The sequence below is a fragment of the Nocardiopsis salina YIM 90010 genome, assembly GCF_000341025.1.
GTDB lineage: Bacteria > Actinomycetota > Actinomycetes > Streptosporangiales > Streptosporangiaceae > Nocardiopsis > Nocardiopsis salina.
The window spans coordinates 5,783-17,857 of sequence record NZ_ANBF01000116.1 but is presented as its reverse complement, the minus strand read 5'-3'; the positions used below and the strand labels follow the sequence as shown (position 1 = coordinate 17,857).

8 protein-coding genes and 1 pseudogene (2 of these 9 only partly in view) are annotated in these 12,075 nt (G+C 71.0%); 3 read left to right on the top strand and 6 right to left on the bottom strand.

Features of this window, described 5'->3' with window-relative positions; all coding sequences use genetic code 11:
* The 3 genes from D474_RS0112485 to D474_RS0112475 all read right to left on the bottom strand — a co-directional run.
* Nucleotides 1-1,406, bottom strand: partial view of an excinuclease ABC subunit UvrA gene (locus D474_RS0112485; protein ID WP_449289350.1) — the 5' portion only. Its footprint begins 637 nt before the window's first position; 1,406 of the gene's 2,043 nt are visible here — the first part of the coding sequence; its start codon is at nt 1,404-1,406; the stop codon falls past the left edge of the window.
* A gap of 473 nt (nt 1,407-1,879) precedes the next feature.
* Complete coding sequence (locus tag D474_RS0112480) at nt 1,880-2,683, bottom strand: class I SAM-dependent methyltransferase (RefSeq protein ID WP_017613895.1); 804 nt, start codon at nt 2,681-2,683, stop codon at nt 1,880-1,882.
* A 105-nt stretch (nt 2,684-2,788) separates the two neighbouring features.
* Entirely contained in the window at nt 2,789-3,610 is an 822-nt protein-coding gene (locus D474_RS0112475) for a phytanoyl-CoA dioxygenase family protein (protein WP_017613894.1), read from the bottom strand.
* Nucleotides 3,611-3,699: 89 nt separating this feature from the next.
* Here D474_RS0112475 and D474_RS0112470 point away from each other — a divergent pair, with 89 nt between their 5' ends.
* Together D474_RS0112470 and D474_RS0112465 are read left to right on the top strand one after the other, a co-directional pair.
* A complete protein-coding gene (locus D474_RS0112470) occupies nt 3,700-5,031 on the top strand; it encodes an ABC transporter substrate-binding protein (RefSeq protein WP_026118431.1) in 1,332 nt (443 codons plus the stop codon).
* Nucleotides 5,032-5,090: 59 nt separating this feature from the next.
* The gene (locus D474_RS0112465; protein ID WP_017613892.1) at nt 5,091-5,843 is read left to right on the top strand and encodes an amidohydrolase family protein; all 753 of its coding nucleotides are present in this window, start codon (nt 5,091-5,093) and stop codon (nt 5,841-5,843) included.
* A 410-nt stretch (nt 5,844-6,253) separates the two neighbouring features.
* Here the strand turns inward: D474_RS0112465 and D474_RS0112460 are convergent, their stop codons facing one another.
* The 3 genes from D474_RS0112460 to D474_RS0112450 are packed head-to-tail and all read right to left on the bottom strand — an operon-like array spanning nt 6,254 to nt 10,422.
* Nucleotides 6,254-7,885, bottom strand: coding sequence for a thiamine pyrophosphate-binding protein (locus tag D474_RS0112460; protein WP_017613891.1), 1,632 nt, complete (start codon nt 7,883-7,885; stop codon nt 6,254-6,256).
* Nucleotides 7,886-7,889: 4 nt separating this feature from the next.
* A complete protein-coding gene (gene speB / locus D474_RS0112455) occupies nt 7,890-8,849 on the bottom strand; it encodes an agmatinase (protein ID WP_017613890.1) in 960 nt (319 codons plus the stop codon).
* 49 nt (nt 8,850-8,898) lie between these two features.
* Nucleotides 8,899-10,422, bottom strand: coding sequence for a sodium:solute symporter (locus D474_RS0112450; RefSeq protein WP_017613889.1), 1,524 nt, complete (start codon nt 10,420-10,422; stop codon nt 8,899-8,901).
* A gap of 257 nt (nt 10,423-10,679) precedes the next feature.
* On the opposite strand from D474_RS0112450, the pseudogene D474_RS28525 reads away from it, so the two are divergent.
* Nucleotides 10,680-12,075 (top strand): annotated as a pseudogene (locus tag D474_RS28525) (PucR family transcriptional regulator ligand-binding domain-containing protein); it runs 179 nt beyond the window's last position.

Genomic DNA, 12,075 nt, shown 5'->3' with positions numbered 1-12,075 from the left:
CGGGCGGTGTCCAGCCGCGCGTACGCCCGCCGGAGGTCGTCCAGCACGCCGATGTAGGTGGACACCGTGGAGCGCACGTTCACCCCGATCGGGGTCGCGTCCACCATGTTGACCTTCTCGATCCCGCCGGGCTCCAGCCCTTCCACGTGCTCGGGCCGACGCTCCCGGCTCCCGGAACGCAGCGCCCGCAGCGCCGGCACGAGGCTCTCCAACACCATGGTGGTCTTGCCGGAGCCGGAGACCCCGGTGATCCCGGTCAGCCGCCCGAGCGGGATCGCCACGCCGAGCGCGTGGACGGTGTGCACCGGCCCCGTGCGCAGGCCCAGCGTGCCGAGCGCGAACATCCGGTCCGCAGCCGCCCGTGCGCGCACGACCACCCGTTCGCGCCCGGTCAGGAACCCGCCGATCAGGGAATCAGGGTTCCGGCCCACCTCGGCCACCGAGCCCTCGGCGATGACCGTGCCGCCGCGGTGACCCGAACCCGGCCCGATCTCGATCAGATGGCCGGCCTCGCGCAACACCTGCACGTCGTGGTCGACCATCACCACCGAGTTTCCTGCGGCCAGCAGATCGTCGACCACACCCTGCAACCCGTGCACGTTCGAGGGGTGCAGCCCGATCGACGGTTCGTCCAGCACGTACAGCACGCCCGTGGTCTCGTTGCGCACGGCACGGGCCAGCTGCACACGCTGGCGCTCCCCGGTGGACAGGGTCGACCCGGGGCGGTCCAGCGAGAGGTAGCTCAGCCCGAGTTCCACCAACCGGCGTGCCATCCCGAGCAGTGTGTCGACCAGGCCGCGGGCCATAGGTCTCATCGTGTCCGGAACCTCGTCGACAACACCAGGGGCCCACTCGAGCACGTTCTCCAGGGTCAGCCCGGTGACGTCGGCCAGGTTCCGGTCACCGATCAACGGTGTGCGCGCGGCCTGGGAGAGCCTGGTTCCGTGGCATGTGGGGCATGTGCGCTCGATGAGGAACCGGCTCACCCGGGCCAGCCGTTTCTCGTCCTCCGCGCGCCGGAGCTCCGCGGTCACCGTCAGCCGCGCGTTGCGGAAGGTGAAGTCCAGTTCGTGGACCCCGTTCTGCGTCGTGACGGTGATGTGCTTCTTCTCCTCGGGCCCGTCGAGGACGATGCCCTTCTCCCACTCGGTCAGTTCCCGCCACGGCACGTCGGTGCGCACGCCGAACTCGCGCACGATCTGCGGCTGGACCTTGAACCCGTACACCTGCCAGGGGATCACAGTGCCGTCGTCGATGCTCAGCGACGCATCCTTGATCAGGGTGCTGTCGTCGACCTCGCGCACGGTCCCGACCCCCTGGCAGGCGGGGCAGGCGCCCTCGGAGTTGAACGCCAGCGCCTCTGCCCCGGGCGGGTGCACCTCGGCGCCGCACACCGGGCACACCATGGGCTCCTCGGCGGCCACGTCCAGGGACGGCTCCTGTCGGTGGCCGTTGGGGCACAGGTGACGGCCCAGCCGGGAGAACATCAGCCGGACCACGTTGAGCAACTCCGTCGACGTGCCGAACGTCGACCGCACGCCGGGCACACCGGGCCGCTGCCGCAACGCGAGCGCGGCCGGGACATGGCTGACCCGGTCGGCGTCGGCCCGCGCAGCCTGTGTCATGCGCCGGCGGGTGTAGGTGGACAGCGCCTCGATGTACCGCCGGGCGCCCTCCCCGTAGAGCACCCCCATGGCGAGCGAGGACTTGCCGGAGCCGGAGACTCCGGCGACGGCGACCAGCTCGCCCAGGGGCACGTCGACGTCGACGTCCTTCAGGTTGTGCACGCGTGCGCCGCGCACCTGGACGGCATCGGGTTCCCGGTGGTGTTCACTGAGTCGGCCCATCCCACCCCCATACCCCGCCGACCTGCGCAGGGTCAGGCGTCGGCGCGCTTACGGCACACGAGGATCTCCATGACGGGGCTCTTGCGCAGGATCTTGGTGAGCACCACTTCGAACGGGTACTGGGCTGCGCCCACCCATTTGCCGCGCAGCTCCCGCTGGGCCTGCGGCGCGACGATCTTGGACCACAGGGTCCACAGGAGCTTGCTGTTGGAGGCGACCGGTGGCGACATCAGCACGAACATCGGCTTGCGGCGCACGATCTCCAGACCGGCGTTGTGCAGCAGCTGCTCGATCTCCTCGCGGGAACGGCTGACGTAGTGCTTGCGGCCCTCACGGCGCTTGGGCGCGAAGTTCTCCGAGAACACGAAACGGCCGTCGGGCGCGAGCACGCGTGCGACCTCGGCCAGAGCCGCCTCGTAACGGTCGTCGTCGACGATGTGGAAGAGCACGTCGAACGCCGACACCGCGCCGAACGTGCCGTCGGCGAAGGGCGTGCCGTCGGAGATGTCGGCGCGCTCGAAGGTGACGTCGGGGAACTTCTCGCTGAGCTGGGCGACCGCGCTGTCGGCGATGTCGACGCCGCTCACGCTGCGCGCGCCCAGGGAACGCCAGCGCTCGACGTAGAAACCGGTGCCCGGGCCGATGTCGAGCACGTCGGCCCGGGGGACGTCGATGCGGGCGGCGCGAACGGTACGGCGGAACACGCGGTTCCGGACGTGGTACAGCCAGATGTTGTAGTTGTACGCGAGGCGCAGCATCCCCACGCCGTGCAGGGTCCAATTGCGTTTGAGGCGTTTGTCCCAGTAGCTGCGGGAGTCGAATTCCGAGGTGGGCATGTGTTTCGCACTCCTCCGTCTGGGGTCACGGACCGGGTCGGCTCGAGGGGAGCCGGGTCCGTGACACTAGCACTGTGAGTGCGATCACCGTGACGATCAGTGCCGTCACAGCGGGTACAGGAGCGGGTTGGCCGGGCCATCCGGCCGCTCGCCCGGTTCGGTTCCGGGCATGAGGATGTCCAACTGTGCTTGTTCGTGCTCGGCGATCTTCGGCGTCACCCGGGTCTCGGCGTCCATGTAGACCACCGTCATGACCCGTCGGGGTGCGTTGCTCTCGTTCTGTCCGGCGCGATGGAACGTCCAGCCCAGGTGGAAGCTCACGTCGCCGAGATCGAAGGGTTCCTGCACTGTCTCGAACTGCATCCGGTCCAGCTCTTCACGGATCCGGTCCTCGGACTCCTCGCTGATGGGCAGATCCCGTCCGAACTCGTACCGGTGGCTGCTGCGCGCGAAGGACAGCGGCCCCATCTCCAGGGGCGTCTCCTGCAGCGGGACCCACACCGTGCACACACGGTCGGTGTCCAGCGGCCAGTAGTACTGGTCGGCGTGCCAGGGGGTGATCGCACCGCCGGGTTCCTTGTACAGCGCCTGGTCGGCGAAGAGCCGCACGCTGCCGGCGCCGAGCAGTTCGGCCGCGATGCGTGCAAGCCGCTGCGAGAAGACGATGTCGCGCGCTCCCTGGCTCCCACGCCACAGGTTCCCCACCTGGAGGAAAGCCTTCTGCAGAGTGTCGCGCTCCTCGAACGGCACGTCCGAGGTGGTGTCGTATTTGCGCACCTTGTCTGTGATGTCGGGCTCCAGGCCCTCCAGGTCGGCGGGTTCGAGGGCACGGGGGAGCTTGACGAAACCGTCCCGCCGGAAGCCCTCGACGGCCGTCGGGGGCAGGCGGTAGGGGGTGTGCAGGTCTGTGGACAGGGTCGGCCTCATGCTGGATCACCTCACTCTTGTGGCTGCCTTCCTTCCCTTTGGGAAGGAACCTGAGACTTGGCCCTTTCAGCCCCGCCCAGGGAGGACCCATGTCCACCGGAAGAGGAAGGCGGCGCCCGGCCGCCGTGGCCTCCGCGTGTACGGCGACGGTGCTCGCCCTCTCTTCGTGCGCCCTCCTGTCCACGAGCATCCGCGAGGACGACACCCCCGACGGGGTCTCCACCGACATCACCGACGAACCCGTCACCCTCACCCTCGCCTACACCGACGACCCCCCGACGGAGGCGCTGGTGGAGGGGTTCCACGAGCAGTACCCCAACGTCACCGTCGAGCCCCGGCAGACCGAGTTCACCGACTACGTGATGACCATCCGGCTCTCGATGTCCTCCGAGAACCCTCCCGACATCGCCCAGTACAACCCCGGGGCGATGGGCTCCCTCATCCCCGCCGGCCAGATCCTCGAACTGGAGGAGCACAGCAGCGCCTACGGCTGGGAGGAGACCTTCGCGCCCACGAGCCTGGAGTCGCTGCGTACCAACCAGGACGCCACGGAGTTCGCGACCGGGAACCTCTACGCCCTCCCGGGCGCGCTCTCCATCCTCGGGGTCTTCTACAACAAGGAGCTGTTGGCCGAGGCCGGGCTCGACGGGCCGCCCGAGACCCTGGACGAGTTCGATGACGCCCTGGGCCGGGTGCAGGCGGACGGCACCATGCCCCTGAGCGTCGGCGGGCTGGAGACCGGCGGGGTCCACCTGTGGAACGCCGTGCTCAACGGGCTCTGGGACGACCAGGCCTACCGCGACTGGGTCTACGGTTCGCCGGGCTCCTCCATCGAGACCGAGCACGCCGCTCAGGCCACCCGGACCGTGCACGAGTGGGCCGAGGCGGGTTATCTGCCCGAAGGGGCCAACGCCACCTCCGACAGCGACGCGCAGGCCGCCTTCGCCGAGGGGGAGAGCGCCTTCCTGGTCTCCGGGAACTGGGCCGCGGCCGAGCTCTCGGAGGAGATGGGCGACGACGTCGGGTTCTTCCTGGCGCCGGGTGCCGAGGAGGGGGCGGCGCCGGTGGCCTCGGGGGCGAGCGTCTCCTTCGCCGTCTCCTCGCAGAGCGAGCACCCCGACGTGGCTGCTGCCTTCCTGGACTACCTGCGCTCGCCCGAGGCTGCGCAGATCCAGTTGGAGAACGGCTTCCTGCCCGCGGACCCGGAGGCGCCCACCGAGGGCGAGGGTGCGCTCGGAGAGGTCAACGAGGAGTTCACCGAGGTCATCGACGCCGAGGGGCTGCTGCCGTTCCCGGACTGGGCCACCCCCGGGATGGCCGACGAGCTGGTGCCCGGCGTGCAGGGTGTGATCGCCGGTACGACGGACGACGAGGAGTTCTTGCGAGGGCTCCAGGACGAGTGGAACCAACACCAGGAATGAGCCGGGCACCTCGGTACAGTTCGGGGCACGGTGCCGAACTTCATGAGAGACGACCCACAGTGAGCACTCCCCGGCCGCTCTTCGACGCCCACCTGCACATCATCGACCCCCGGTTCCCCCTGGCGCCCAACCAGGGTTACCTGCCGGAGGAGTTCACCGCCGAGCAGTACCGTCGCCGCACGGACGGCCTCCCGGTGGTGGGAGGAGCGGTGGTCTCCGGATCCTTCCAAGGGTTCGACCAGGGTTACCTGCTCCATGCCCTGGAGCAGCTGGGCCCCGGCTTCGTCGGTGTGACTCAGGTCTCCAACGAGGCCTCCGACGCGCGTATCGCCGAACTCGCCGAGCAGGGCGTGCGCGGCGTCCGGTTCAACCTGCGCCGCGGGGGATCGGAGGGGCTCCAACACCTGGACACCCTCGCCCGCCGGGTGCACGAGGTGGCCGGCATGCACACCGAGCTCTACGTCGACGCCCGGGACCTGGACGAGATCGCCGACACCGTGGCCGCCCTGCCCTCGGTGAGCGTCGACCACCTGGGGCTGCACGCCGACGGCCTGCCCGCCCTGTTGCGGTTGGTCGAGCGAGGGGTGAGGGTCAAGGCCACCGGGTTCGGGCGTATCGACCTGGATCCCGTCGCGGCGATGCGGGCCGTGCTCGAGGCCGACCCGACCGCGCTCGTGGTCGGCACCGACCTCCCCTCCACGCGGGCGCGGCGGCCCTTCGACCCGAAGGACCTGGATCTGGTGGCCGAGGCCGCCGGCGAGCACTTGGGCGCGGTGCTGTACCACAACGCAGCGGCCTTCTACCGCCTCTGACCGGTGGGGAACGCCATCCGGACGCCAGGAGCGGCGATTGCCCTCAGAAGACGCCCTGGCGCTGGTACTCACCGATCCANTGGGCCGCCAGTGTGCGGTAGTGGCCGGTGTCACGGCACACGAACCGCAGGCGCGACCGGGGCAGCCCCTGCGCGGGCGGCGCCTCGTCCTGGGTCAGGCGCAGGTGCTGCTCGAACGGTTTCCGCCCGGCGGCCGCGGCGGGTGCTACCGGGCGCGAAGAAGGCCCTGCGGTGCAGGGCCTTCGACCCCCGGGGCGGGTGACCCGCGACGAACATGTCCCGGTGGTCCCGCGGGACCACCGGGGTCGCCGTCTTCGTGCTCTCCGTGATCGCCGGCACGGTACGAGCCAGGCCCGCAACGGCCGCAAGGGCGCGGTCCCCCAGAACCCCTCAGCCGTCCAGGTGCGTGGGGGCGAAGAGGCCGACGTGCATCGGCAGCACGACCACGCTCGGCCCCGGCCGGGCCAGCTCGGCGGACAGGTCCTGCCCCACCCGCTCGGTCGTGGTGGCCACCGCCCGGACCCCGAACGACTCGGCCAGCGCCACGAAGTCCGGACGGGAGAGTTCGGTGTGAGTGGCCTCGCCGAACGCGCCCTCCATGTATTCGCGCAGGATCCCGTAACCGCCGTCGTCGACGATCAGCCACGTCACGTCCGCGCCGTGCTGGTGGGCCGTGGCCAGCTCGGCGATCGAGTACATGGCACCGCCGTCGCCGGAGACCGCGAGCACCGGGCCGCGGTCGGCGGTGGCGGCGCCCAGGGACGCCGGGAAGGCGTAGCCCAACCCCCCGGAGCCCTGCGCCGAGTGGGCCTGCCCCTCGCGCGGGTCCCACGCCGACCACGCCCAGTACGCCAGCACCGTCATGTCCCAGAAGCTGGCGGCCTCGTCGGGCAGGGCCCCGCGCACGGCGGAGAGCACCTCCTGCTCGGTGTCGAGGCCCTGCGCGTCGATCCGGGCGGCCACCTTGGCCCGCACCTCGGCGACCTCGGCCACCACGGCAGGATCCTCGGGACGGCGTTCCACCTGCTGGGCGAGGGCCTCCAGGGTCAGCGCAGCGTCGCCGTGCACGCCCAGGCCGGGGAGGTTGGACTCCAACTTGCCGAGGTCGGCCTCGATCTGCACCACACGGCCCTTCGGGGCGAGCGTGTGGTAGTTGCTCGACAGTTCACCCAGGCCGGAGCCAACAACCAGGAGCACGTCGGCGCTCTCCAGGTAGTCGGTGGTGTGGCGGTCCTCGATCCACGACCGGAGCGAGAGGGGGTGCTCCCACGGGAAGGCGTCCTTGCCGCCGAACGTCGTGGCCACCGGGGCCCGGAGCGCCTCGGCCAGCTCCAGCAACGCCTCCTGGCCGCCCGAACGGCTCACCCCGCCACCGGCGAGGACGACCGGGCGGCGTGCCCCGTCCAGGAGCCGGGCGGCCTCGGCCACCACCTCCGCCCTCGGGGCAAGGGGCCCCGGTGCGGGGTCCACATCCGTTACGGGAGGCACGACGGTCGCCTCCAGCAGGACGTCCTGGGGGATCTCGACCAGGACCGGGCCCGCCGGCGCCGACGCGGCGGTCCGCCAGGCCTCGCTGAGCGCCGACGGGATCTGCGACGCGTGCCGCACTGTGTACGCAGACTTGGTGACGTTCGCGAAACTCGAGGACTGGTCCGGCAACTCGTGCAGGTAGCCGTGGCGGCCCCCGCCCAGCCCCGCACGCGGGACCTGGCTGCTGATCACCAGCACCGGGGCGCCGGCCGCCCTCGACTCCTGCAACGAGGACAGGGTGAGCAGCGCACCGGGGCCCGTGGAGACCAGCAGCGGGGTGACCTCCCCGGTCAGGCGGGCACGGCCGTCCGCCGCGAAGGCCGCGTTGTTCTCCACCCGGCTCGACACGAATTGCAGCTGCGGCGCCCTGCGCAGCGCGTCGAACAGCCCGAGCGCGTGTTGACCGGGGATACCGAACACGACCCCGGCCCCCAACGCGGTCAGGGTCTCGGTCACCAGGTCGCCGCCGTTGCGCGGTGCACTCCCACTCATGTGTTCAGTTCCCCGCCTTCGTCCGGTGGTTCAGGGCCAGCAGGCCGACCAGGTCGTAGGCCACGTGCGAGGCGGCCGTGGAGGTGATCTGCGCGTGGTCGTAGGCGGGGGCGACCTCGACGACGTCGGCGCCCACCAGGTTCAGGTCGGCCAGCCCCCGCAGGATCTCCAGGAGCTCCCGGCTGGTGATCCCCCCGGCCTCCGGGGTCCCGGTGCCCGGGGCGTGCGCGGGGTCGAGGACGTCGATGTCGACGGACACGTAGAGCGGCCGGTTCCCGATGCGCTGCCGCAGAGCGTCGGAGACCTCGTCCACGCCCTTGCGCAGGACGTCGGCGGCGGTGACGATGCCGAAGCCGAAGCGGCGGTCGTCCTCCAGGTCGCGCCTGCCGTACAGCGGGCCGCGAGTGCCCACGTGGGCGATGGCCTCGGTGTCGAGGATGCCCTCCTGCACGGCCCTGCGGAACGGTGTGCCGTGGGTGTAGGCCTCACCGAAGTAGGTGTCCCACGTGTCCAGGTGGGCGTCGAAGTGCAGCAGCGCGATCGGGCCGTGCTCGCGGTACAGCGAGCGCAACAGCGGCAGGGCGATGGTGTGGTCACCGCCCAGCGTCACCAGGCGGGTCCCGGCGTCGACGAACTCCGAGGCGCCCTGGTCCAGGGTCTCGACGGCGTCGCCCACGGAATAGGGGTTGACCGGGATGTCGCCGCCGTCGACCACCTGGAACTGCTCGAAGGGGGACACGTCCAGCGCCGGATGGTACGGCCGGAGCAGGCGGCTGGCCTCACGGATCGCGGACGGGCCGAAGCGGGCGCCCGGCCGGTAGGAGACCCCCGTGTCGAAGGGGACACCGACGACGGCCAGATCGGCGCGGTCCACCTGGTCGATGCGGGGCAACCTGGCGAAGGTCGCCGGTCCCGCGAAGCGCGGGACGATGCTGGAGTCCGTGGGGCCGATCGGTGTACTCATTCGGTAGGGCTCCCTGTCGTTGTCGTTGGTCGTTCGTTCGTCGGTTCGGTCAGGTGCTCGTGGACGGCCCGGACCCGGGATCCGGGGCGGACGGCTGGTCGGCGGTTCCCGCGGGAGCGGCCGGCTCGTCGGTGTCCTCACCGCGCAGGCGGCGCCGCCAGATGTCCAGGACGGCGGGGTCGGTCGGCGGCGTCAGCAGGCTCACCACCACGTAGACCACCAGGGCGGTACCCAGGCCCACGTAGATCGGTTCGTTGGCCATCAGGTCGGTCACGATGATGGTGACCACGACAGCGATCGCGCCGGCGAACATCGACGACAGCGCGCCGGCCCGGGTTCCGCGCTTCCAGACCAGGCCGCCGAGGATCGCCACGAGCAGGCCGCCCACCAGGATGTTGTACGCGACGGCCAGCGCTGCGACGACGTCGTCCACGGCCAGCGCCACGGCGATGGTGGCCACGCCGAGCACGAGCGTGAAGACCCGGTTGGCGGAGACCTCGTCGCGCTCGGTGGCTTCCGCCTTCGGGGCCGGTGCACGGCCGAACACCTTCTTGACCTGGGGCCACAGGTCTGTGGAGGTCACGGTGGAGCAGGCGATGAGCGCGCCGCTCGCGGTCGACATCACCGCGGACAGGGCGGCCGCGAGCACGAGCCCGGCGAGGCCGACGGGCAAGGTGGCGTCGACCATGCGGGTGAAGGAGTCGTCGGGGTTGTCCAGGTTCGGGAAGAGCACGGCCGCGGCGGTACCGATGAGCGCGCCGCACACGCCGTAGATCAGGCAGTACACGCCCGCGCCGATGCCGCCGGCCTTCGCCACGCGGGCGCTGCGTCCGGTGAAGACGCGTTGCCAGATGTCCTGGCCGATCAGCAGGCCCAGAGAGTAGATGACGAAGTAGGTCAGGATGGTCTGTCCGCCGATGGCGGTGGGGTCGAAGTAGGAGGGGTCCAACGACTCGCGCATCCCGGAGAACCCGCCCGCGCTCCAGACGGCGACCGGGGTGAGGACGAAAAGAAGGCCGAACGTCTTGATGACGAACTGGGCCATGTCGGTCATGGTCACCGACCACATCCCGCCCATGGTCGAGTAGAGCACCACGATGGAACCGCCGAGGACGATCGCGACCGCGCGGGGCAGCTCGAACATGCCACTGAAGATGGTGGAGAAGGCCAGGGTGGAAGGCACCGTGAGCATGAAGGTGTAGCCCCACATGACCAGCCCGGACACCACTCGGGAGTTGCCGCCGTAGCGCAGGTCGATCATCTCGGCGACGCTGTAGACACGCAGCCGGGAGATGCGCTCGGCGAAGAAGACGTGCAGGGTCAGGATGCCCAGGCCGATCGCGACGACCAGCCAGGCGCCGGAGATGCCGTGGCTGTACCCCAGGCCGATTCCTCCGACGGTGGAGGCGCCGCCGAGGACGATGGCGGCCATCGTGCCGGAGTACATGACGGGGCCCAGACTGCGCCCTGCCACGAGGTAGTCGGAACGGCTCTTGGCGCGGCGCATGCCCCACCAGCCCAGGCCGACCATGCCCAGGAGGTAGGCGGCGATCACCGCCAGGTCGATGGTCACGATGCTCCTTGAGAGAAGGGTGCGGAAAGCACAGAGGCCGCGGCGTGTTTGACGCAGGTCACAGTGTTCCGGTCAGCGTAAGAAGCCGTCAGCCCTGGTTCCAGTGGCCGAACCGGACGAATGCAGGGCAGACTTTGGATGAACCATCCACCTCGTGTGGGTGACGGGGTCGTGTAGGCAACACCCTGGAGACACACGGCCGCAACGAGGAACCGGGTCCCGTTCCCGGGGATGCGGCGGGCGAGGACGGGGGAACCATGGCCGGACACAAGGCATCGGGCGAGAGCCACGATGTCCCGCTGGGTGTGATCGCTGCCCGCCGCGACCTCGGCCTCCGCACGGTTGTCGACGCGGGCACCCCCGCCATCACGTGGGCGGTCGCCAGTGAACTGGTCGAGCCCGCGGCCTACCTGCGCGGTGGCGAGCTCCTGCTCACGGCCGGGGTCAACCTTCCGGGGACCACCCCCCTGGTGCGCGACTACGTGGCCTCACTGGTGCAGGTGGGGGTGGGTGCAGTCGGTTTCGGGGTCGCGCCGGTCCACCACTCCGTGCCCGCACGGCTCGTCGAGCAGTGCCACGCGCAGGGACTGCCCCTTCTGGAGGTCCCCGCGTCCACGCCCTTCGCCGCGGTCAGCCGTGCGGTCGGGGAAGAACTCGAGGAACGCCACCTACGGGACGTGCGCCGTCTCGGGGAGGCGCATCAGGAACTGGCCCGGGCGGTGAGCGCATCCGCGCCGGTGGAACGGCTGCTCTCCGTGCTGGCCGACGCGCTCGGCGGATGGGCCGTCCTCGCCCCCGCAGACCCGGCCCTGCCTGCGAACCGAACCCCCGGTGCCCCGGCCTCCCTCGACCCGGAGCTGCGTTCCTTGTGCGCCAAGCTCACTGCACCCTCGGGCCCCCACAGCGCCAAGGCGGCCGACGGCGCGGGCGAGGTCTTCCTGCACACTGTGGGTACACCGCCGGAAGCGCGGGGGGTGGTGCTGGTCGGCCGTCCCGAGCCGTTGGCCATCACCGACCGAGCGGTCCTGCGTACCGCCACCGCCCTGCTCGGCCTGCTGTCGCGTTCCTCCGGGGACGAGCCGCCCGTCCCGGGGCTGGTTCTGACCGGGTTGCTCCTGGACGGCGGCCTCGGCGAGGAGGCAGCGGCCGGGCTCGCCGCACTCACCGACACGAGGACGGATTCCGACCGCCGGGCCACCGGTGGGCAGCAAGGGTCGGGCACCGGGAGGCAGGCCGAAGCGGGAGCGGCCTACCGGGTCCTGCGGGCGGTCCCGCTCCCGCGCGGCCCGCACACCCCGCCGGGCGGTCTGCCGCTCGAGACCCATCTCGTGGACCGCGGCCCGGAGACCGGCGGGGAACGGACACCGCGAGTGCGTGCGATCCTCGCGGACCGGGGCGAGAGCGCCCACCGCGATCACCTGGACCTGCTGCACTCCCACGGCTGGATCGGCGCGCTCAGNCCCCCCCCCCCCCGCCGCTCCGGACGGCCTGGCGGGGGCTGACCGGAAGGCGGCCACCCTGCTGCAACGCGCTCGGTCGGCAGAGACCCCGTTGCTCTGGGCGGAGGGCGCCGATCCGTTCGAGACCCTGATGGGCTCCGACGGTGCCGCGGAGCTCAGCCGCGAGCTCCTGGGGCGGCTGGCCGAACCCACC